This is a genomic window from Streptomyces sp. MI02-7b (assembly GCF_033793585.1).
Classification (GTDB): Bacteria; Actinomycetota; Actinomycetes; order Streptomycetales; family Streptomycetaceae; genus Actinacidiphila.
The window spans coordinates 161,363-182,885 of the sequence record NZ_JARAWX010000003.1 but is presented as its reverse complement, the minus strand read 5'-3'; the positions used below and the strand labels follow the sequence as shown (position 1 = coordinate 182,885).

At 74.1% G+C, this 21,523-nt stretch carries 22 protein-coding genes; 6 read left to right on the top strand and 16 right to left on the bottom strand.

Going from position 1 to position 21,523, the window contains the following annotated elements; genetic code table 11:
• Positions 1-281: 281 nt before the first annotated feature.
• From PV364_RS05555 to PV364_RS05540, 4 genes are all read left to right on the top strand, one after another.
• Positions 282-596, top strand: coding sequence for a WhiB family transcriptional regulator (locus PV364_RS05555; RefSeq protein ID WP_319658532.1), 315 nt, complete (start codon positions 282-284; stop codon positions 594-596).
• Positions 597-730: 134 nt separating this feature from the next.
• Positions 731-1,786 carry an aminotransferase class V-fold PLP-dependent enzyme gene (locus tag PV364_RS05550; RefSeq protein WP_319658531.1) on the top strand — a complete coding sequence of 352 codons (1,056 nt, stop codon included), beginning with the start codon at positions 731-733 and terminating at the stop codon, positions 1,784-1,786.
• 48 nt (positions 1,787-1,834) lie between these two features.
• Entirely contained in the window at positions 1,835-2,494 is a 660-nt protein-coding gene (locus tag PV364_RS05545) for an MOSC domain-containing protein (RefSeq protein WP_319658530.1), read from the top strand.
• A 10-nt stretch (positions 2,495-2,504) separates the two neighbouring features.
• Positions 2,505-3,290: an SDR family oxidoreductase gene (locus PV364_RS05540; RefSeq protein ID WP_319658529.1), complete on the top strand. Its 786-nt coding sequence runs from the start codon at positions 2,505-2,507 to the stop codon at positions 3,288-3,290.
• Between the two features lie 91 nt (positions 3,291-3,381).
• Here PV364_RS05540 and groL read toward each other — a convergent pair whose 3' ends face one another.
• The 4 genes from groL to PV364_RS05520 all read right to left on the bottom strand — a co-directional run bounded on the left by groL (position 3,382) and on the right by PV364_RS05520 (position 7,548).
• Positions 3,382-5,010 (bottom strand): chaperonin GroEL, encoded by a 1,629-nt coding sequence (groL, locus tag PV364_RS05535; protein ID WP_319658528.1) that lies wholly within the window; start codon positions 5,008-5,010, stop codon positions 3,382-3,384.
• 124 nt (positions 5,011-5,134) lie between these two features.
• Positions 5,135-5,443 carry a co-chaperone GroES gene (gene groES, locus PV364_RS05530; RefSeq protein WP_018562788.1) on the bottom strand — a complete coding sequence of 103 codons (309 nt, stop codon included), beginning with the start codon at positions 5,441-5,443 and terminating at the stop codon, positions 5,135-5,137.
• 159 nt (positions 5,444-5,602) lie between these two features.
• Positions 5,603-6,178 (bottom strand): NUDIX hydrolase, encoded by a 576-nt coding sequence (locus PV364_RS05525; RefSeq protein ID WP_319658527.1) that lies wholly within the window; start codon positions 6,176-6,178, stop codon positions 5,603-5,605.
• Positions 6,178-7,548 (bottom strand): hypothetical protein, encoded by a 1,371-nt coding sequence (locus tag PV364_RS05520; protein WP_319658526.1) that lies wholly within the window; start codon positions 7,546-7,548, stop codon positions 6,178-6,180. Before PV364_RS05520 ends, PV364_RS05525 begins: the two co-directional genes overlap by 1 nt.
• Before the next feature lie 60 nt (positions 7,549-7,608).
• On the opposite strand from PV364_RS05520, the gene PV364_RS05515 reads away from it, so the two are divergent.
• On the top strand, positions 7,609-8,811 hold the full coding sequence (locus PV364_RS05515; protein ID WP_319658525.1) for a THUMP-like domain-containing protein: 1,203 nt from the start codon (positions 7,609-7,611) through the stop codon (positions 8,809-8,811).
• Between the two features lie 555 nt (positions 8,812-9,366).
• Here PV364_RS05515 and PV364_RS05510 read toward each other — a convergent pair.
• The 4 genes from PV364_RS05510 to tsaB are packed head-to-tail and all read right to left on the bottom strand — an operon-like array spanning position 9,367 to position 11,891.
• Positions 9,367-9,618, bottom strand: a complete 252-nt coding sequence (locus PV364_RS05510; RefSeq protein ID WP_319658524.1) for a hypothetical protein — start codon at positions 9,616-9,618, stop codon at positions 9,367-9,369.
• Positions 9,615-10,715 (bottom strand): tRNA (adenosine(37)-N6)-threonylcarbamoyltransferase complex transferase subunit TsaD, encoded by a 1,101-nt coding sequence (tsaD, locus tag PV364_RS05505; protein ID WP_319658523.1) that lies wholly within the window; start codon positions 10,713-10,715, stop codon positions 9,615-9,617. Before tsaD ends, PV364_RS05510 begins: the two co-directional genes overlap by 4 nt.
• The gene (gene rimI, locus PV364_RS05500) at positions 10,708-11,220 is read right to left on the bottom strand and encodes a ribosomal protein S18-alanine N-acetyltransferase (protein WP_319658812.1); all 513 of its coding nucleotides are present in this window, start codon (positions 11,218-11,220) and stop codon (positions 10,708-10,710) included. The genes tsaD and rimI overlap by 8 nt, the downstream gene beginning before the upstream one ends.
• 17 nt (positions 11,221-11,237) lie before the next feature.
• Positions 11,238-11,891: a tRNA (adenosine(37)-N6)-threonylcarbamoyltransferase complex dimerization subunit type 1 TsaB gene (tsaB, locus tag PV364_RS05495; protein WP_319658522.1), complete on the bottom strand. Its 654-nt coding sequence runs from the start codon at positions 11,889-11,891 to the stop codon at positions 11,238-11,240.
• A gap of 137 nt (positions 11,892-12,028) precedes the next feature.
• On the opposite strand from tsaB, the gene PV364_RS05490 reads away from it, so the two are divergent.
• On the top strand, positions 12,029-12,598 hold the full coding sequence (locus PV364_RS05490) for a hypothetical protein (RefSeq protein ID WP_401978998.1): 570 nt from the start codon (positions 12,029-12,031) through the stop codon (positions 12,596-12,598).
• A 43-nt stretch (positions 12,599-12,641) separates the two neighbouring features.
• On the opposite strand, the gene PV364_RS05485 is transcribed toward PV364_RS05490, so the two are convergent.
• The 8 genes from PV364_RS05485 to glmS form a co-directional block, all read right to left on the bottom strand.
• Positions 12,642-12,830, bottom strand: a complete 189-nt coding sequence (locus tag PV364_RS05485; protein WP_319658520.1) for a hypothetical protein — start codon at positions 12,828-12,830, stop codon at positions 12,642-12,644.
• Positions 12,831-12,964: 134 nt separating this feature from the next.
• Positions 12,965-13,492 carry a tRNA (adenosine(37)-N6)-threonylcarbamoyltransferase complex ATPase subunit type 1 TsaE gene (gene tsaE, locus PV364_RS05480; RefSeq protein ID WP_319658519.1) on the bottom strand — a complete coding sequence of 176 codons (528 nt, stop codon included), beginning with the start codon at positions 13,490-13,492 and terminating at the stop codon, positions 12,965-12,967.
• 11 nt (positions 13,493-13,503) lie between these two features.
• Positions 13,504-14,853, bottom strand: a complete 1,350-nt coding sequence (locus tag PV364_RS05475) for an alpha/beta hydrolase (protein ID WP_319658518.1) — start codon at positions 14,851-14,853, stop codon at positions 13,504-13,506.
• A gap of 32 nt (positions 14,854-14,885) precedes the next feature.
• Entirely contained in the window at positions 14,886-16,022 is a 1,137-nt protein-coding gene (gene alr, locus PV364_RS05470; RefSeq protein WP_319658517.1) for an alanine racemase, read from the bottom strand.
• Between the two features lie 35 nt (positions 16,023-16,057).
• On the bottom strand, positions 16,058-16,996 hold the full coding sequence (locus PV364_RS05465) for a L,D-transpeptidase (protein WP_319658516.1): 939 nt from the start codon (positions 16,994-16,996) through the stop codon (positions 16,058-16,060).
• 69 nt (positions 16,997-17,065) lie between these two features.
• Positions 17,066-18,520: an NAD(P)H-hydrate dehydratase gene (locus tag PV364_RS05460; RefSeq protein ID WP_319658515.1), complete on the bottom strand. Its 1,455-nt coding sequence runs from the start codon at positions 18,518-18,520 to the stop codon at positions 17,066-17,068.
• Between the two features lie 739 nt (positions 18,521-19,259).
• Positions 19,260-19,628: a holo-ACP synthase gene (locus tag PV364_RS05455; RefSeq protein WP_319658514.1), complete on the bottom strand. Its 369-nt coding sequence runs from the start codon at positions 19,626-19,628 to the stop codon at positions 19,260-19,262.
• Positions 19,629-19,641: 13 nt separating this feature from the next.
• Entirely contained in the window at positions 19,642-21,489 is a 1,848-nt protein-coding gene (gene glmS, locus PV364_RS05450) for a glutamine--fructose-6-phosphate transaminase (isomerizing) (RefSeq protein ID WP_319658513.1), read from the bottom strand.
• Positions 21,490-21,523: the final 34 nt, after the last annotated feature.

The window sequence follows — 21,523 nt, the reverse complement described above, 5'->3', positions numbered from 1 at the left end:
CCAGCAACACCGCAGGTCGCGGCAGTGGAGCCGATCGCAAAAGGAAGCACTTCGGGCGCCCGGTTGCAGGACACCCACCCGCCGACCGGGGGGTCAATGTCAGATTTTGCCTGTTTGGCGGCTTTTTACCCGCATGGCGGGAGTTCGTTGGCGATTTTGTGATGAATCATATTTACATCTACTTGGACAGTAGATGTACCGTCGACATCACCTCCCGCAGAGCGTCTGGAGCGTCGCCTGGGAGGCAGTCCCGTGCAGCCCACCTCTCGAGGAGATGAGCAATGGCAGACTTCTCCCGCCTCCCGGGCCCCAACGCAGACCTCTGGGACTGGCAGCTGATCGCCGCCTGTCGTGGTGTGGACAGCTCGCTGTTCTTCCATCCGGAGGGAGAGCGCGGTGCGGCCCGGAGCGCGCGTGAATCGGCCGCCAAGGAGGTGTGCATGCGCTGTCCCGTGCGCGCCGAGTGCGCGACCCACGCGCTGACGGTCCGCGAGCCCTACGGGGTCTGGGGCGGGCTCACCGAGGACGAGCGCGAGGAGATGATGGGCCGGTCCCGCAACCGGGTCATGAGCTCGCACGCCGCCGGCGGACACTGAGCGCCGGGGCCCCACCCACTGAGGAAACGTTTCCCTCTGCGGCCACCTCCGCGTCACGGCGCGGGCCGTGACCGGACGGCACCGAAATGGGCTCCCATGGACTTCGGAGCCCGCCGGCCCCAGGCTGAGGAGCCATGGACCTCACCGGGGAATTCACACTGGATGCCGGGATCACCTACCTGAACACCGCGTCGGCGGGCGTCGGCCCGCGCCGGGCCGTCGACGTACTGCGCACCGCTGTGACGGCCTGGTCCGACGGCAGCGACGACTGGGGGCGCAACGAACTCGTCCTGAACACCACGCGCGCCGCCTACGCCCGGCTGACCGGGGTCGCGGCGGACCGGGTCGCCGTCGGCTCCTCCGTCACCACCCATGTCGGGATGATCGCCGGGGGCCTTCCGCCGGGCGCCGAAGTCGTCCTCGCGGAAGGCGACTTCAGCTCCCTGGTCAACCCCTTCGCCTCCCGCCCCGACCTCACGCTGCGCACCGTTCCCCTGGAGGGCCTGGCCGACGCCGTACGTCCCACCACCGCGCTGGCCGCCGTCAGCGCGGTGCAGTCCGCCGACGGGCGCGTCGCCGACCTCGCCGCGGTGCGCGAGGCCGCCGACCGTCACGGGGCGCGCGTGCTGGTCGACGCGACGCAGGCGGTCGGCTGGCTGCCGCTGGCCGCGGGGGCCTTCGACTACGTGGTCTGCGGCGGCTACAAGTGGCTGCTGGCCCCGCGCGGGGTCTCCTTCCTGACCGTGCGGGAGGGTGCCGAGGACGGACTGTCGCCGCACTTCGCCGGGTGGTACGCGGCGGAGGACCCCTGGGACGACTGCTACGGGCCGGTGGCCCGGCTCGCCCGCTCCGCGCGGCGCTTCGACGTGCTGCCGCCGTTCCTGCCGTACCTGGCCGGGTCGGCCTCGCTCGGGCTGATCGAGGAGGTGGGCGTGGAAGCGATCGGCGCCCATGACACCGCGCTGGCCGAGCGCTTCCGGGAGGGGCTGCGCGAACTCGGCCACAAGGCCGTGCCGCCGGGCGCGCGGCGCTCGGCGATCGTGGCCGTCCCGGGTCTCGGGGACGCGGCGGAGCGGCTGGCCGCGGCCGGCATCCGCCTCTCGGTCCGCGCCGGCAACCTGCGGGCCGCCTTCCACCTGTACAACACCGAGGCGGACGTGGACCTGCTGCTGCGCGTGCTCGCGCGATGAGCCGGAAAACGCCTGGCCGTGCGCCGGGCGCCTGCCTACGGTCGGAGGATGGACGTGCGCTCGGTCAACGTGGGACGTCCCCGGCCGAACCCCTGGAAGGGCACCGGCGTCACCGGCATCGACAAGCGGCCCGTGACGGGCCCGGTGGCCGTGACCGCACCGGGCCCCAAGGGCACCGGCGCGGTGGGCCTGGCCGGCGACCGGGTGTACGACGTGGAACACCACGGCGGCACCGACCAGGCCGTCTACGCCTACGCGCGCGAGGACCTGGACGGCTGGGAGCGCGAGCTGGGCCGGGAGCTGCGCGACGGGATGTTCGGGGAGAACCTGACGACCCTCGGCGTGGACGTCAACGGAGCGCTGATCGGCGAGCGTTGGCGGGTCGGCGGCCCGGGAGGCGCGGTCCTGGAGGTGTCCTGCCCGCGCGTCCCCTGCGGCACCTTCCAGGGCTGGCTGAACGAGGGCGGCCGGCTCCGGACGTTCACCCGCGCCGCGCTGCCCGGCGCCTACCTGCGGGTGGCCGAGCCGGGCCGGATCCGCGCGGGCGACCCGGTGGAGATCGCCCACCGCCCGGACCACGAGGTGACCGTGGCGCTGGTCTTCCGGGCGGTCACCCTGGAACCCGGCCTGCTCCCCTCGCTGCTCGCGGCGGACGCGCTCCCGGAGGAGATCCGGACGGCGGCGCGCAGTCGCACACGGTCCCACTAGCCTGCCCCGCATGACGACTTCACTCATCACGGGAGCCACCGCGGGCCTCGGCGCCGCCTTCGCACGCCGGCTCGCGAGCGACGGCCACGCCCTCGTCCTCGTCGCACGCGACGAGCAGCGGCTGGAGGACCACGCCGCCGAACTGCGCCGCACCTACGCGGTGACCGTGGAGGTGCTGCCCGCCGACCTGTCGACGGACAAGGGCATCGAGGCGGTCGAGGCCCGGCTGGGCGACCGTGAGCGGCCGGTCGGCGTGCTCGTCAACAACGCGGGCTTCGGCAACCGCGGTGTCTTCGGCGACGTGCCGATGGCCGACGAGCTGACCATGCTCAAGGTGCACTGCGAGGCCGTGCTGCGGCTGACCGGCGCGGCGGCCGCGGCCATGAAGGAGCGCCGGCGCGGCTTCGTCGTCAACGTGGCCTCGGTGGCGGCGTTCGTGCCGCGCGGCACCTACGGCGCGAGCAAGGCGTGGGTGGTCAGCTTCACCCGGGGCGCGGCCCGCGAACTGTCCGGCAGCGGGGTGCGGCTGATGGCACTGTGCCCCGGCTTCGTGCGCACCGAGTTCCACGAGCGGGCCGGCATCGACACCGGCAGCATCCCCGGCTGGGCGTGGCTGGACGCCGACAAGGTGGTCGCCGCGGCCATCCGCGACCTGGCCCGCGGCCGCACGCTCAGCGTGCCCGACCCGCGCTACAAGGCCGCGGCGCTCGCCGCCAAACTCGCCCCGAGCGGGGCCTTCGGCGCGGTCTCGGCGTCGGCCGGCCGCCGCTTCGGTCCCGTCTACCCCCGGGACTGACGGGCCGGCGCGGGGCGGAGAGCCCGCGGCCGGCGGAGGAAAGGCCGAAGGCCCCCGTTCCCGGTGCGGGAGCGGGGGCCTTCGGGCGCACTCAGTGGGAGTGGCCGTGACCGTGGCCGTGACCGGCCTCGGCGGGCTCCTCCTCCTTCTTCTCCACCACGAGGGTCTCGGTGGTCAGAAGCAGGGAGGCGATGGAGGCGGCGTTCTCCAGGGCGGAGCGGGTGACCTTGACCGGGTCGATGACGCCGGCCTTCACCAGGTCGCCGTACTCGCCGGTCGCGGCGTTGAAGCCGTGGCCCTTCTCCAGCTCGGCGACCTTGGAGGTGATGACGTAGCCCTCCAGGCCGGCGTTCTCGGCGATCCAGCGCAGCGGCTCGACCGCGGCGCGGCGGACGACCGCGACACCGGTGGCCTCGTCGCCGGACTTGCCGAGGTTGTCCTCCAGCACCTTGACGGCGTGGACGAGCGCGGAGCCACCACCGGAGACGATGCCCTCCTCGACCGCGGCGCGGGTCGCGGAGATGGCGTCCTCCAGACGGTGCTTCTTCTCCTTGAGCTCGACCTCAGTGGCCGCGCCGACACGGATGACGCACACGCCGCCGGCCAGCTTGGCGAGGCGCTCCTGGAGCTTCTCGCGGTCCCAGTCGGAGTCCGTGGTGGTGATCTCGGCCTTGATCTGGTTGATCCGGCCCTCGATCTCCGAGGAGTCGCCCGAGCCGTCGACGACGGTGGTCTCGTCCTTGGTGACGGTCACGCGGCGGGCGTTGCCGAGCACGTCCAGGCCGACCTGGTCGAGCTTGAGGCCGACCTCCTCGGCCACGACGGTCGCGCCGGTGAGGGCGGCGATGTCGCCCAGCATGGCCTTGCGGCGGTCACCGAAGCCGGGGGCCTTGACCGCGACCGCGTTGAAGGTGCCGCGGATCTTGTTGACCACCAGGGTGGACAGGGCCTCGCCCTCGACGTCCTCGGCGATGATCAGCAGCGGCTTGGAGGCGCCCGCCTGCAGCACCTTCTCCAGCAGCGGGAGCAGGTCCTGGATGGAGGAGATCTTGCCCTGGGTGATGAGGATGTACGGGTCCTCCAGGACGGCTTCCTGGCGCTCCGGGTCCGTCACGAAGTACGGCGACAGGTAGCCCTTGTCGAAGGCCATGCCCTCGGTGAAGTCCAGCTCCAGACCGAAGGTGTTGGACTCCTCGACGGTGATGACACCGTCCTTGCCGACCTTGTCGATCGCCTCGGCGATCAGCTCGCCGACCTGCTTGTCCTGGGCGGACAGCGCGGCGACGGCGGCGACGTCGTCCTTGCCCTCGATCGGGCGGGCCGACGCGAGCAGCTCGTCCGAGACGGCCTTGACGGCGGCGTCGATGCCCTTCTTCAGGGAGGCGGGGGACGCGCCGGCGGCGACGTTGCGCAGGCCCTCGCGGACCAGCGCCTGGGCGAGCACGGTGGCGGTGGTGGTGCCGTCACCCGCGATGTCGTTGGTCTTGGTCGCCACCTCCTTCACCAGCTGCGCGCCGAGGTTCTCGTACGGGTCGTCGATCTCGACCTCACGGGCGATGGTCACGCCGTCGTTGGTGATGGTCGGGGCGCCGAACTTCTTGTCGATGACGACGTTGCGGCCCTTGGGGCCGATCGTCACCTTCACGGTGTCGGCGAGCTTGTTGACTCCACGCTCAAGGGCGCGACGGGCGTCCTCGTCGAACTTCAGGATCTTGGCCATACCGGCGGAATTCCTCGTCTTTGGGTTCTCGTCAAAGACCGCGCCCCGGGCCCCCGGTCCGTGCGAGGACTCGGTGTGCCCGGGGCGTGGTCACGGCATTTCTCGGTTACGAGCGGCGCCGAATTTACTTCTCGACGATCGCGAGGACGTCGCGAGCCGAGAGGACGAGGTACTCCTCGCCGCTGTACTTGACCTCGGTGCCGCCGTACTTGCTGTACAGCACGATGTCGCCGACCTTGACGTCGAGCGGGATGCGGTTGCCGTCCTCGAAGCGACCCGGACCGACGGCCAGGACGACGCCCTCCTGGGGCTTCTCCTTGGCGGTGTCCGGGATGACCAGGCCGGAGGCGGTGGTCTGCTCGGCATCCAGCGGCTGGACCACAATGCGGTCCTCGAGCGGCTTGATGGCAACCTTGGTGCTGGCGGTCGTCACGATCCGACCTCCCCCTTCAAAGGGCTCACGGGAGTGTCTGTCTGGGGTGGCGACCTGGTAGGCCCGTCGTCGCGGGTGCCGGACCTGCCCGTCGCTTTGTTGTTGGCACTCGGCATGGCTGAGTGCCAGGTCCGAGATTATGACGCGCTTAGCACTCGGTCAAGCGGAGTGCCAATGCCACGCCGGACGCGCCGTGCCGAGGGCGCCCAGAGCGGCCAGTGTGAAGCCGTCCCGCAGCTCGCCGGCGCGGACCGCCGCGGCGATCTCGGCCCGGCTCCACCAGCGTGCGCCCTCGACCTCGCCGTCCCCCGCGGCGCCGGGGACCAGGACGGCGTCCGCGGGGACGGCGACCTCCACGACGGCGACCTCGTTCTCCAGCATCCCGGAATCCACGTCCATGCGGGCCAGGACGGTCGCGGAGGTGCCCACCAGACCGGTCTCCTCGGCGAGTTCGCGCAGCGCGTCGGCGGCCGGGTCGGTCTCGCCGAAGCCGCGCGGCAGCTCCCAGGCCCAGCGGCCCACCGCCGGGCGCCACTGCCGGACCATCAGCACGTCCTGGCCGCGCAGCGCGAGCACCACGACCCCGGTGCGTCCGCCGCCGACCCGTACGCGGTGCACTTCCATCTCCGCGCCGGAGGCCGCCCGGTAGCTGTCGAGGTGGACCTCGCACCACCGGCCGCCCTGCGCGTCGCGGTACGCCGTACGGGTCCCGGTACGCGTCGCCTCGTGGTCCATCAGGCCGTCCTCCCCCGGGCTCCGGGCAGCTCGATCACGTCGTACCGCCCGCGGTAGCCCCGCAGGCGCGGCAGCCCGGCGGTCACGGCCGCCACGAGCACGGGGGCGAGCACCCCGGCCGCACCGGAGGCGAACACCCCGAGGACGTCCTGGCCGAGCACGCCCGCGGCCAGGCTCAGCCCGCCGCCGGCGACCGCCTCGGCCCCCACGCCGCGCACCGCCCGCCCGATCCGCTGGATGCGGGTCACCGGCACCTCCGCCCCACGACCCCGCGGCGGCTCCTTCGTGCGCCCGCCCAGCAGGTCTCCGACCTCCTGGAGGGCGGTGATGTCGTGGTGCTCCCACCAGGCCCGCAGCGCGTCCGCGGCGTCGTCGGTGAAGCGCTGCCACTGCGCCGGGGTCATCAGGCCGAACCGCAGCTCGAACCGGGTCGGGAAGGACACCAGCGGTGTGCGGGCGGCGAGTTCGGCGACCTGTCCGCGGTCCACGCCGTGCCGGGCGGCGGGCAGGCCGAGGGAGCATCCCTCGCCGGCCGCGATGGCCCGGTAGTACGTCGCGTCGAACGCCTCGCGCAGCGTCGCGGCGTCCGCCCGCACGGCCGGGTCGGCGGAGTGCAGGAGAGGGTCCAGGCGCGCGTACAGGCGGCTGCGGCTCGGCATGCCGCCCGCGTCCAGGGCGCCGCCGGTCCACTCGGCCAGCACCGCGCGCGCCTCGTCGCTGCCCAGGTCCCCGGCGCGCGGCGGGGGCTGCACGGCGTACGCCGTCGCGTAGTCGGCCGGGACCAGGGGGCTGACCTCCACCTGGCCCCGAGCGGCCGCCTCCAGCCAGTCGCCCCACCGCGCGACCACCCGGTGCCGCAGCGCGGTACCCAGGACCCCGGTGGCGGCCAGCAGCCGGTCGGCGGCGGCCACCGGCCCGGCGTCGGCGAGCAGCGCGGCCGCGGCGGAGGGGTCCGCGCGGGAACCCAGCTCCCGTTGCAGCCGCAGGCACTGCTCCTCGGACAGCGGCAGCGAGGAGAACAGGAAACCCGTCGACAGCAGGGCGACCAGCTGGCCGGGCAGGTCCGCGTCACGGGCGTTCACCCGGATCGGCAGCATCGCCCCGCCGCCCACCGCGCGAAGCGCCAGTTCGTCCATCAGCTCGCGCGGCCGCAGCACGTGGAAGGCGGCGCCGTCGAGCAGTTGCGCGTACACCAGGAACAGCGAGCCGCCCTGGACGACCTCCCAGCGCAGCCGCCCGAGCAGTTCGGCCCGCCCCTGCGCGTCCAGCCGCTCGGCCGGCACGGCCCCGCCGCCGGGCGCGTACGCGCCGAGCGTGGCCCGCTGCCGGACGCTGTCCCATGCCGTGCTCAGCACGGCCGCCGCTGCCATCCGTCCGCCCCCTCGCCGCCGGTCGGGGCCCAGTCCAGCAGACACCGGTGGCGCGGGACAATGGACGGCGTGGATCTCGACGCGTTCTCCGCCCTGCTGACCGACGAGGGGCAGCGGCTGCTGGCCTGCCTCCGCGACTACGACCCCGCGGACGAGATCGCCACCGCGACCCGGCTGCGGCGCGAGCACGACGCGGCGCTGGTCTCGGCGGCGCTCACCCAGGCGCGGCTGCGGCAGCGGGCGGAGGCGAAGTTCGGCGCGGACGCGTACGCGATGTACTTCACCCCCAACGGCGTGGAGCAGTCGACGCGGGCGTCGGTGGCGCGGCACCGGGCGGAGCGGTTCGCGGCCCTCGGCGTGCGGAGGCTGGCCGACCTGTGCTGCGGGATCGGCGGCGACGCGATCCCGCTGGCGCGGGCCGGGGTGCACGTGCTCGCGGTCGACCGCGACCCCCTGACCTGCGCGGTGGCGCGGGCCAACGCGCGGGCGCTGGGGCTCGCGGAACGCATCGACGTGCGCTGCGCCGACGTCACGGAGGTGGGGACGGACGGCTGCGACGCGGTCTTCGTCGACCCGGCCCGGCGCGGGGGACGCGGCAGGATCTTCGACCCCGAGGCGTACTCCCCGCCGCTGTCATGGGCCGTGACGGCGGCCCGCGGGGCACCGCTGGCGGCGCTGAAGGTCGCGCCCGGCATCCCGCACGAGGCGGTGCCGCAGGACGCGGAGGCGGAGTGGGTCTCCGACCACGGCGACGTGAAGGAGGCCGTGCTCTGGTTCGGCACGGACTCCGGCGCCCGGCGGGCGACGCTGCTCCCCTCCGGCGCCTCACTGCCCGCCGCCGGCCTGCCCGACCCCGCGGTGCGCCCGGTCGGGCGCTGGCTGTACGAGCCCGACGGCGCGGTCATCCGGGCCCACCTCGTCGCGGACGTCGCGGCCCGGGTCGGGGGCGGCCTGATCGACGAGACCATCGCCTACGTCACCTCGGACGAGCGGCACAGCACGCCGTACGCCTCCGCGTACGAGATCACCGACGTGCTGCCGTTCAGCCTCAAGCGGCTCAAGGCGCTGTTGCGCGAACGGGAGGTGGGCGTGCTCACGGTCAAGAAGCGGGGCTCCGCGGTCGAGCCGGAGGAACTGCGCCGCCGGGTCAGGGCCCAGGGGCCCAACGCGGCGACGGTCTTCCTGACGCGGGTCGCGGGTGCGCCCAGCATGCTGCTCGGGGCGCCCGCGCCCTCCCCGCCCGCCCGCCCGGGTGCCCTGTGAAGTCAGGTACCCCGGCGCGCGTGCGGGGTGGGCCGGGTGCGGGGCCTCCGGGGCCGGCCATTCTGGACAGCACATTTAGGTGCCTCACGCACGCTCAACTGATCACCCCGGGTCATGCACCCAAATATGCTCCACAGTCCAGAACACCCACCCTCCCCCAGCCTCCGGCCGGGGGTGCCCCCACCACCCCCGCCCCCTCCGTAGTTGCGAGCGCCTGATCCCCGTGGGGGTAGAAGCGGCACCGTGCTCGGGCCACCGTTGGCGCAGCGCCGTCCAAGGGCGCAGCCGTCACCGCCGACAGAACCCCCACCGGCCGTCAGTTCGCCACGCCGACCCGGGAGGGGGCGTGGCGGGGTCCCTCCCCCAGCGGTAGCTGGGGGAGGGACGAGCGGAGACTGCGGGGTCCGATGCCGGACGATGTGGGGCCAAACCGCGAGCCCCGTGGGGGCACCTCCCGGCGGTAGCTGGGGGCGCCCCCCCCGGCCGAAGGCTGGGGGAGGGAGGGCGGGGAGCAAGCCTCCCCGCACAGCCCGCGCAGCGCACCCGCACATGGGGTCACGCCAACGCCTCGAAGCGCCAGCGATGGACGGCCCGCAGGGCCAACCCCTCCTCCGGCTCGGGGAATTCCGGAAGCTCCGCGTCGTACGGCGCCTCCCACCACGTGATCACCAGCACCCGGTCCCGCGGCGCGGAAAAGGTCTCCCGGCGCAACGGTGCGGGCGTCAGCGTCTGCGCACGGACCCACGCGAGGAGTTCGGGCCCGCGGCCCTCCACGGCGCGGGCCTCCCACATCAGGGCGACGGTCATGACGAGTAGAGGTTGTCCTTGCTGAGCTCGTGCACGTGATCGTGATCGTGCGTGTGCCCCGGCACGGACACGTCCGTGACGAGCAGCGAGGAGTCCGCGGGCAGGTCCCACGTCGAGGAGGGGCGGCCGCGGGCCACCATCTCCGCCCCGAGCGCCGCCACCATCGCTCCGTTGTCGGTGCAGAGCTTGGGCCGCGGCACGCGCAGGATGATGCCCGCGTCGTCGCACCGCTCCTGGGCCAGCGAGCGCAGCCGGCTGTTGGCCGCGACACCGCCGCCGACCATGAGGTGGTCGACGCCGTTGTCCTTGCAGGCGCGGATCGCCTTGCGCGTCAGCACGTCCGCCACGGCCTCCTGGAAGGACGCGGCGACGTCCGCGACGGGCACGTCCTCGCCCTCCCGGCGCTTGGACTCGATCCAGCGGGCCACGGCGGTCTTCAGCCCGGAGAAGGAGAAGTCGTACAGCGGGTCCCGCGAGCCGGTCAGGCCGCGCGGGAAGCGGATCGCGGCCCGGTCGCCCTCGCGCGCGACGCGGTCGATGGCCGGGCCGCCGGGGAAGCCGAGGCCCAGCACGCGGGCGACCTTGTCGAAGGCCTCGCCCGCCGCGTCGTCGATGGTCGCGCCGAGCGGCCGCACGTCGCCGGTGATGTCGGGCGCCAGCAGTAGCGAGGAGTGCCCGCCGGAGACCAGCAGCGCCATCGTGGGCTCCGGCAGCGCGCCGTGCTCCAGCTGGTCGACGCAGATGTGCGAGGCGAGGTGGTTCACGCCGTACAGCGACTTGCCGAGGGCGTAGGCGTACGCCTTGGCGGCCGAGACGCCGACCAGGAGCGCGCCCGCCAGGCCCGGGCCGGCGGTGACGGCGATGCCGTCCAGGTCGGAGGCGGCGACGCCGGCCTCCTTCAGCGCGCGCCGGATGGTGGGGACCATCGCCTCCAGGTGGGCGCGGCTGGCGACCTCGGGGACGACGCCGCCGAACCGGGCGTGCTCGTCCACGCTGGACGCGACCGCGTCGGCCAGCAGGGTGTGACCGCGCACGATGCCGACACCGGTCTCGTCGCAGGACGTCTCGATGCCGAGGACAAGGGGCTCGTCAGCCATGGGTCGTCTCAGTTCCTTGTAGACCTGGTGTTTCTCGTGTGTCCGCCGCCCCGGGCGCCGCCGTCAGGTCGGCGAGCCGCATGACGAGGGCGTCGACGTTGCCGGGCTGGTAGTAGCCGCGCCGGAAACCGATCGGCTCGAAGCCGAAGCGCTCGTACAGCCGCTGGGCGCGGACGTTGTCGACCCGCACCTCCAGCAGCACCTCGTGGCACTCGAACGCGGTGGCCTGGTGCAGCAGTTCGCGCAGCAGGCGGGCACCGAGCCCGGTGCCCCACTGGTCGCGGGCGGTGGCGATGGTCTGCACGTCGCCGGTGCCGGCCACGGCGGCCAGACCCGCGTAGCCGACCACGCGGCCGTCCGCCTCCTCGGCGACGACGTAGTGCCGGGTCGCGGCCGGGTGCCGGGCGTCGGCGAGTTCGGACCAGAACATGCCGCGCGACCAGGCGTCGTCGGGGAAGAGCGCGTCCTCCAGCCCCATCACCGGGTCCAGGTCCCACCAGCGCATCTCGCGCAGTACGGCGGTCACTTCGGCAGGACCGCCTTGTAACCGGCCGGCACCTGCGCGTCGGGGCGGCGCAGATAGAGCGGCAGCGGGGGGAGGAAGTCCTCGCCCTCGGCCAGCTTCGCCGCGGCGAGCGCGGCCAGCGCGGCGGCGGACTGGTCGGCGGGCGGGCGGACGTCGGTGAAGACGCCCGGGTACAGCGCGGCGCCCGCGCCCACCGCGGGCAGGCCCGCGACGCGCTCGGCGATGTCGGCCGGGTGGTCCACCGCCGGGTCGCCGACCCGGCCGCGCGGGCCCTCGTAGCGGGCCCAGTAGACCTCCTTGCGGCGGGCGTCGGTGGCCACGACGAAGGGGCCGTCGATCCCGGCCGCGTAGGCGAGGCCGTCCAGGGTGCACAGCCCGTGCACGGGCACACCGAGGACGTCCCCGAAGGAGGCGGCGGTCACGAGGCCCACGCGCAGTCCCGTGTACGGGCCGGGGCCGACGCCGACCACGAGCCCGGTCAGGGCGGCCGGCTCGGCGCCCGCCTCGCGCAGCACGCGGTCCACGGCGGGCATCAGCAGTTCGCCGTGCCTGCGCGCGTCGATCTCCGTCGACTCGGCGAGCACGCGGTGCCCGTCGTGCAGGGCGACGGTCACGGCGGGGGTGGCGGTGTCGAAGGCAAGCAGCAGCACGCGTTCAGCCTACGGCGTTCACCGGGGCGGCCCTGCCGCCACCGGGGTCCCGGCCGGTACGGGGGCGGTGCTCGGATCCCGCTCGCACCGGCTGCTAACGTCAACCTGAGCCTGACGCCCCACTTCCGGAGGACCCCGTGGCAAGGATCGGTTCAGGGACGATCGTGACCGGCCTGACCGCGGCCGCCCTGGCCGCGGTCGGCGTGCTCGCCGTCCAGGCCTCCAGCTCCGCCACGGAGGTGGCCGCCGGCGGCGCCGCGGTGTCCACGGACAACGGCAGCGCCTCGCCCTCGAGCGGCGCCTCCGCCGCTCCCGGCAAGAAGCACGAGCTGCCCGCCGCCTCCGGCAGCGGCCGCCGCGTGGTGTACTCGCTGCGCCAGGACCGCGTGTGGCTGGTGGGCGACGCGGGCGCGGTGAGCCGCACCTACGTGGTGGTCCCGGGCACGGTGGACCCCGACCCGGGGACGTACGACGTGACCACGCGCAGTGCCAGCGGCACCGGCGGCGACGGGGTCCCGATCGAGCACGTGGTGCGTTTCGCGTCGGTGGACAACGTGGTCGTCGGCTTCAGCGCCGCGCGCGACGGCTCGCTGCCCGGCAAGCCCGACCCCTCGCAGCAGACCGGCGGCATCCGCGAGAAGCGCAAGGACGGCGCGGCGCTGTGGACCTTCGCCACGATCGACACCAAGGTCGTCGTCGTCCGCTGACAGCACGCGGAAATCACCCGACCGGATGAACGGCCGACCAGTCCTAGGCCGCGTCGGCCTCCGGGGCCGTGGTCCCGGCTCCGCCGGCGGTCCGTGCGTCCGGGTCGTCGGGCGCCGCGGGCTCGTCCGGTGACTTCGGCGGCGTGCTGACCGCGTTCGCCGCGGCACACGCGGCGAGCAGGGCCTGCACCGAGTAGCCCGGCTCCGGCTCCGGCACCTTGTGGGCCGACATGGTTGCCTCCTGGGGCGGGGGGCGGTGTGGTCCGAGGGGCTGAAGGTTAGGCAGCCCTAACTTCTCCTCGCACCACCAGAAGAACACGTGACCCGTGCCCGGCGCAACATCTTCCCGACACCTTGTCGGAACGGCTACTCCCCCAGCGCCGCCAGGTCCTCCCCGGCCCAGCGTGCGCCGACGCCGGTGACGACCACCTCGCGCACGTCGTGGTCCTCCTGCCCGTTCCCGGACGCGACCTCGCCGACGGCGCGGTGGATCACCAGCTGCAGACGGTCCTCGGAGAGCTCCTCGACCTTGCCCTCGCCCCATTCGACGACCACGACCGACTCCGGGAGCGAGACGTCGAGGTCCAGGTCCTCCATCTCGTCCAGCCCGCCGGCGAGCCGGTACGCGTCCACGTGCACCAGCGCTGGCCCGCCGGTCAGCGACGGGTGGACCCGCGCGATGACGAAGGTCGGCGACGTCACCGCGCCGCGCACGCCCATGGCCTCGCCCAGGCCCCGGGTCAGTGTCGTCTTGCCCGCGCCCAAGTCCCCGCTGAGCAGGACCAGATCACCCGCCCGCAACAGCGGCGCGAGGCGCTGCCCCAGCTCCCGCATCCGCTCGGGGGTCTTGACGACGACCCGGACCGCTTCCTTGCCGATGGCTTCCATGCCCATGGGCCCGAATGCTACGCGCCGCCGGAGACCGCGTGCCCCGAGCGATCCTGCTGCCGCGGCACGCCCGGCCGGGCCGCGGCCAGCTCGCGCAGCGCCTGCGGAACGGCGGCGCGCGAGGCGTCCGCCGCCTCCGCGAGCACCGCGGCGAGGTGCGTGTTGACCAGGTCCGGCTGCTCCAGCATCACCAGATGGCCCGCGCCGGGAACGACCACCAGCTCGGTGTCGGGCAGCCGCTCGGCGATGGCCCTGCTGTGCTCACTCGGTGTCAGCAGGTCCTTGTCCCCGGCGAGCACCAGTCCGGGCAGGCCGTCCAGGACGTCCAGCGCCTCGCTCTTCTCGTGCTCGGTGAAGGCCGGGTAGAACTCGGCGACCACGTCGATCGGCGTCGACTCGATCATCCGCTCGGCGAACCGCGCGACCGCCGGATCGACGTCCGAGCCGAACGAGTAGCGCTTGATGATCCCGGCGAAGAGGTCGGCCGTCGCCCGCCGCCCGCGTTCCACCAGGTCCACCTGGGTGCCCAGGATCCGCAGCACCCCCGGCGCGAGCGCCCGCAGCGCCCGCGCCCCCGCCGCCGGCAGGCCCAGCGTCACACTGGCGAGCTTGCCGGAGGACGTGCCGACGAAGGCGAAGCCCACCACGCGCTCCCGGACGAACTCGGGGAACTGGTCGGCCAGCGCCATGACCGTCATGCCGCCCATGGAGTGCCCGACGAGCACCACCGGGCCCTCCGGGACGGCGGCGTCGACGACCTGCTTCAGGTCGCGGCCGAGCTGGTCGATGGTGGCGGGCTCGCCGCCCGCCTGGTCGTTGCCGCGCGCGGAGCGGCCGTGGCTGCGCTGGTCCCAGTACACGGCGCGCACCGTGCCGCGCAGGGCCGCGCGCTGGAAGTGCCAGGAGTCCTGGTTGAGGCAGTAGCCGTGGCTGAAGACCACGGTGAGCGGGGCGTTCTGCCCGCCGCGCCGGAACAGCCCCCAGCGGCGGGCCGGCGGAACCGGGTCGGCGACGGCCGGATCGGCCTCCTCGACCTCGTAGTACAGCTCGGTGCCGTCCTCGGCGGCCACCCGCCCCGGCATCCCGCGCAGGGACCCGTAGGGTCCGGCCACATCGAGGGCGAGCCGCGCGCGCCGGCGCATGCCGCGGCCGACGGTGACGCGCTCCAGCGCCACCCCGGCGGCGGCACCCGCCGCGACGACGCCGATGGCCGCACCGGCTATCCCGGCGTGGCGCCAGCGGCCGGACGGCAGCACCCCGCCAGAACCGCCCGTCACGGCCTCCGCGACCGCCTCCGCGGCCCCGGCCACCGCCTCGGCCGCCGCCACCGCTCTCCCCGCCGTGTTACCGCTCTCGGACCCGCTCATGTCGTCTTCGCTGCTTCCCCTCGGCTACGCGGTTACGTACCCACGTAGACGCGCGGCACCCGGCTCCCGATCCGGGTGACGATCTCGTACGCGATGGTGCCGGCGGCACGCGCCCAGTCCTCGGCCGTCGGCTCACCGCGGTCGCCCGGGCCGAACAGCACGGCCTCGTCGCCGGCCTCGGCGTGGTCGCCGCCGAGATCCACGACGAACTGGTCCATCGCCACCCGGCCCGCGGCGGTCCGCCACTTGCCCGCCACCAGCACCGGCCCGGTGCCCGAGGCGTGCCGCGGGACGCCGTCCGCATAGCCGAGGGGGACGAGGGCGAGCGTGGTGTCGCCCGGTGTCGTGTAGTGGTGGCCGTAGCTGACGCCGTGGCCGCCCGGCACCCGCTTGACCGAGGCCAGGCGGGCGGAGAGCGTCATCACCGGCCGCAGCCCGAACTCCTCCGGGCCGCCGACCTGCGGGATCGGCGAGATCCCGTACATCGCCACGCCCGTCCGCACGAGGTCGAAGTGCGCCTCGGGCAGGGTGAGCGTCGCCGGGGAGTTGGCCATGTGCCGGACCTCCGGGCGCAGCCCGGCGCTCTCAGCGGCCTCCAGCGCGGCATGGAAGACAGCCAGCTGCGCGGCGTTGGCGGGGTGCCCGGGCTCGTCGGCGCACGCGAAGTGCGACCACAGTCCGGTCACTTTGACCAGCCCGGCCTCCTCGGCGGCCCGGGCCGCGGCCACCAGGTCCGCCCAGTCCCCGGGCTGGGCGCCGTTGCGGCCCAGTCCGGTGTCCGCCTTGAGCTGCACCCGCGCGGTACGGCCGGCGGCCTCGGCCGCCGCGGCCGCCGCGCGGAGCGCCCACAGGCCGCTGACCGTCACGTCGAGGCCGGCCTCGACCGCGTCGCGCCACGGCCCGTTCGGCGTCCACAGCCAGCACAGCACCGGCGCGGTGATCCCCGCGGCGCGCAGTGCGAGCGCCTCCTCGGGGGTCGCGGCGCCCAGCCAGGCGGCGCCGGCCTCCAGCGCCGCCCGCGCGGACGGGACCATCCCGTGGCCGTAGGCGTCCGCCTTGACCACGGCCATCAGCCCGGAGCGGGGCGCGCGGGCGCGCAGAGCCTCGACGTTCGACCGCAGTGCGGCGAGATCGATCGTGGCCTGGGCGCGCAGATTTGTCTCATCCATCGCGCCCAGTGTCTCAGGCCCGCCCGCTGCCCCCGTCACGTGCCGGATTTGTGCCCGAAGACATGCACCTGGTCGTGCAGCTTCAGCACGTTCCACAGCCGTCCCGCGTCGGGTGTGGACAGGTTGACGCAGCCGTGCGAGCCCGGCGCGCGGTAGACGCTGCCGGTGATGGCGTGCAGGGCCTGGCCGCCGCTGAAGAACTGGCTGAACGGCATGGGGGCGTCGTAGATGTCGGACACGTGGTCACGGTGGCGCCAGTAGACCTTGAAGCGCCCGGTGCGGGTCGCGAAGCCCGTACGGCCGCTGCGCATCGAGACGGGCCCGAAGACCACGTTCGTCGCGCTGGTCTGCACCCACAGGATCTGCCGAGTGAGGTCCACGCACGCCACGCGCTGCCCCTTGGGCGGCGTCAGGCACTGGCGGCCCGCGTTCGGGCCCTGCCGGATGGCCAGGTCCAGGCGCAGGTGGCCGAAGGTGGTGGGCCCGGCGAACCCGGTGTCGGGCAGGATCTCGCTCGCCTGCTGGTAGCGCTGGATGGCGTAGCAGTCGTCCTCCGACTGCCTGCCGTCCACCGGCAGCCCCAGCAGCCTCTCCACGTCCCGCTGGTACGGGCCGGCGAGCGGCGTGCAGTACGGCGACAGACGGCCCGCGGCGGCCTCGTCGGGAGGCAGCCACTCGACCTGCTGCGGGTCGATGGGCGCCTGCTCCTCCTCGGCCTCCTCCTCGTCGTAGTCGCCGCGGTTCTCCTCGGCGTCGTGCGAGTGGTCCACGTGCTTGGGCGGCAGACCCTGGTCCGGGGTGTCGGCGGGCCCCGGCAGGTCGTACTGCTGGAACGGAACCCCCGCGACGTAGTCCTCGAGCTTCACGGGGTGGTGATCATCGGCGGAGGCCGTCGTCCCTGTGCCCAGAGCGGACAGGACGACCAGGGCGGCGGTGCACAACCGCGCCCCCCGGCAGGCGTACGTTCTTCCCATGCCTTGACGCATAGACGCGACGTCGCCCGCCGGAACACTCCGCGGGCGGACTCCACCCGTTTCGCCCAGCTACGATCTGACGCTCCGCCAGGCATCGGGGACCGCGGCGGCCACGTCGTGCGCCGCGATCGGGGCCCCCACCGCACCGGAGGCGATGCGCGCCGCGAGGCCGTGCAGATACGCGCCGGCGGACGCGGCGTCACGTGCCGTGAGGCCCGCGGCGAGCAGCGAGCCGGTGATGCCCGAGAGCACGTCCCCGCTGCCGGCCGTGGCCAGCCACGGTGTCCCCGTCGGATTGACCCGGACCGGCACGGCCGCATCCGGTGCCGCCACGAGCGTCGTGGAACCCTTCAGCAACGCCGTCGCGCCGAACTCCGCCGCCAGTCGCCGTACGAAGACCATCCGGGCCGCCTCGACCTCCTCCCGGGCCACGCCCAGCAGCGCGGCCGCCTCGCCCGCATGCGGGGTCAGCACGGTGGGCGCGGAGCGCTCGCGCACGGCCGCGCGGTCCAGCAGGCGCAGCCCGTCCGCGTCCACGAGCACCGGGACGTCGGAGGCGACCACGTCCTCCACGGACCGCCGCGCCTCCGGCCCGTCGCCGAGCCCCGGGCCCACCACCCACGCCTGCACCCGGCCCGCCTTGTGCGGCGGCCCCGCCGACACCAGCGCCTCCGGGAAGCGCGCGATGACCGCCCGCGCTCCCGGCCCCACGTACCGCACGGCCCCCGCGCCGGCGCGCAGCGCGCCCGCCACCGCGAGGACGGCGGCTCCGGGGTAGCGCTCCGACCCCGCGACGACACCGACCACACCGCGGCGGTACTTGTCGCTCTCGGCCGAGGGGTGCGGCAGCAGCGCCGCCACGTCCGCGTGCTGCAACGCCTCCAGGTCCGGGGCGGGCGGGTCCAGCCCGATGCCGATCAGGCGCAGCGCGCCGGCGTACTCGGCGGCGGGGTCGACGAGCAGGCCCGGCTTGTACGTACCGAACGTCACCGTCATGTCGGCCCGGACCGCCGCCCCGCGCACCTCTCCGGTGTCCGCGTCCACCCCGCTGGGCAGGTCGACGGCGACCACGATCGCAGGCGCCGCGTGCGCGGCCTCCGCCAGCGGCACCGCCTCCGGGCGCAGTCCGCCCTTGCCGCCGATGCCCACGATGCCGTCCATGACGAGGTCGGCGCGGTGGATCAGCGCCTCGGCGTCCACCTCCCGCGGGGTCACGGCCCGGCCGCCCGCGGCGCGCAGGGCCGCCAGTCCTCCGGGGTGGGCCTTCTCGGGGGCGAGCAGGACGGCGGTCACGCCCGCCCCGCGCCGGGCGAGCCGCGCGCCCGCGTACAGGGCGTCGCCGCCGTTGTCGCCGCTGCCGGTCAGTACGACGACGCGGGCGCCGTACGCGCCGCCGCCGAGCGCTGTCGCGCAGGCCGCGGCGAGGCCTGCGGCGGCGCGCTGCATCAGTGCGCCCTCCGGCACCCGGGACATGAGCTCGCGCTCGGCGGCCCTGACGTTCTCCACGCTGTGCGCAACCCGCATGTGCCCCATGTTCCCATCGCCGCCCCGATGTTGCGCGGGGTGGCCGCATGTGCCTGTTTTCCCCCGCCCGCCCGCCCTCCCCCAACCTTCGGCCGGGGGTGCCCCCAGCCCTGTGAAGTCAGGGCGCCCCGGCGCGCGTTTCGTGGGGGCCGGGTGCGGGGCCTCCGGGGCTGGCCATTCTGGACAGCACATTTAGGTGCCTCCGGCACCTGCCGTTGATCACCCCGGGTCATGCACCCACATATGCTCCACAGTCCAGAACACCCACCCTCCCCCAGCCTCCGGCCGGGGGTGCCCCCAACTCCCCCGCCCCCTCCGTTTCGTATCGCGCCTGATCCCCGGTGGGTGGTATTGGACGGCACGATGCTCGGGCCAACCGCTGGCGCCACGCAATCCGGGGGCCCAGCCGTCACCGCCGACAGGACCCCCACCGGCCGTCAGTTCGCCACGCCGACCCGGGAGGGGGCGTGGCGGGGTGCCCCCGCTGGGGGAGCGACAAGCGGAGACTGCGGGGTCCGATGCCGGACGATGTGGGGCCAAACCGCGAGCGCCGAGGTGGGGGCACCTCCCAGCGGTAGCTGGGGGCGCACCCCGGCGCGGCACCGACCCCCACACGAACAGAGCGCAGGCCCGCACTCACCCCGCCGGGTTGGGGGCACTCCCGGCCGAAGGCTGGGGGAGGGAGGGCGGGGAACAATCCTCCCCGCACAGCCCGCGCAGCGCACCCGCAGGCCGGGCGCTAGCCCTCCGCGATGACGACCGCCGACGCGACCCCCGCGTCATGACTGAGCGAGACGTGCCAGACCCGCACCCCCCGAGCCTCCGCCGCCGCCGCCACCGTCCCCCGCACGACGAGGCGGGGCTGCCCCGAATCCTCCGTGACGACTTCCGCGTCCGCCCAGTGGAGCCCCCCAGGGGCTCCCAGCGCCTTCGCGACCGCCTCCTTCGCGGCGAAGCGCGCCGCGAGGGAGGCGGTGCCGCGACGAGCCCCGCTGGGAAGGTGGAGTTCGCCGGGGAGGAAGAGCCGCTCGGCCAGGCCGGGTGTGCGCTCCAGGGACTCCCCGAAGCGGTCGATCTCCGCCACGTCGATGCCGACCCCGATGATCACACGGCCCCCCGGCTCATTCGACGGTGACGGACTTCGCGAGGTTGCGCGGCTGGTCGACCTCGTTGCCGCGGGCCGTGGCGAGCTCGCAGGCGAAGACCTGCAGCGGCACGGTCGCGACCAGCGGCTGCAGCAGGGTCGGCGTCTGCGGCACGCGGATGAGGTGGTCGGCGTAGGGGACGACGGACTCGTCGCCCTCCTCGGCGATGACGATCGTGCGGGCGCCGCGGGCCCGGATCTCCTGGATGTTGGAGACGATCTTCTCGTGGAGCACGGACCGCCCGCGCGGGGACGGGACGACCACTACGACCGGCAGGTCGTCCTCGATGAGCGCGATGGGCCCGTGCTTGAGCTCGCCGGCGGCGAAGCCCTCCGCGTGCATGTAGGCGAGCTCCTTGAGCTTGAGCGCGCCTTCGAGGGCGACGGGGTAGCCGACGTGGCGGCCGAGGAAGAGGACGGTGTTCTTGTCCGCCAGGGAGCGGGCCAGTTCGCGCACCGGCTCCATGGTCTCCAGGACCTGCTCGACCTGCTGGGAGATGTGCGAGAGCTCGCGGATGACCGCGATGATCTCGTCGCCCCACTTCGTGCCGCGCACCTGGCCGAGGTAGAGGGCGACGAGGTAGCAGGCCACCACCTGGGTGAGGAACGCCTTGGTGGAGGCGACGGCGACCTCGGGACCCGCGTGGGTGTAGAGGACCGCGTCGGACTCGCGGGGGATGGTCGAACCGTTGGTGTTGCAGATCGCGAGCACCTTGGAGCCCTGTTCACGCGCGTGGCGCAGCGCCATGAGGGTGTCCATGGTCTCGCCGGACTGGCTGATGGCGACGACGAGGCTGCGCGAGTCGAGGATGGGGTCGCGGTAGCGGAACTCGCTGGCGAGCTCGACCTCGCAGGGCACCCGGGTCCAGTGCTCGATCGCGTACTTGGCGATCATGCCGGCGTGGAAGGCGGTGCCGCAGGCGACGATCACGATCTTGTCGATCTCGCGCAGCACGGAGGTGGGGATGCGGACCTCGTCGAGCGTGAGCAGGCCGCTCGCGTCGATCCGGCCGAGCAGCGTGTCGGCGACGGCCTTGGGCTGCTCGGCGATCTCCTTGAGCATGAAGTAGTCGTAGCCGCCCTTCTCGGCGGCGGAGGCGTCCCAGTCGATGTGGTACGGCCGCACCTCGGCGGGCTTGCCCTCGAAGTCGGTGACGGTGACGCCCTCCCGGCGCAGTTCGACGACCTGGTCCTGGCCGAGCTCGATCGCCTCGCGGGTGTGGTCGATGAAGGCCGACACGTCGGAGGCGAGGAAGTTCTCGCCGTCGCCGACGCCCACGACGAGCGGGGAGTTGCGGCGGGCGCCGACCACGACGTCCGGCTCGTCGGCGTGGACGGCCACGAGGGTGAAGGCGCCGTCCAGGCGGCGGCACACCTGGCGCATGGCCTCGGTGAGGTCGCCGGTGGAGGAGTAGGCCTCGGCGAGCAGGTGGGTGACCGCCTCGGTGTCGGTCTCGGAGAGCAGGTCGTGGCCGCGCTCGGCGAGTTCCGCGCGCAGGGCGGCGAAGTTCTCGATGATGCCGTTGTGGACGACGGCGACCCGGCCCGCGTTGTCCAGGTGCGGGTGCGCGTTGGCGTCGGTGGGGCCGCCGTGCGTGGCCCAGCGGGTGTGGCCGATGCCGGCCGGGCCGGTCGGCAGCGGGCGCTCGTCCAGCAGCTTCTCCAAGTTGGCGAGCTTGCCCGCCTTCTTGGCCGCCGCCATACCGCCGTCCGCCAGGACGGCGACGCCCGCGGAGTCGTACCCCCGGTACTCCAGACGCTTCAGACCTGCGATGACCACCTCGAGGGCGGACTGCCCGCCGACGTATCCCACGATTCCGCACATGAGGAGAACTCTAAGCGGCGGGCGCCCGCCGCCG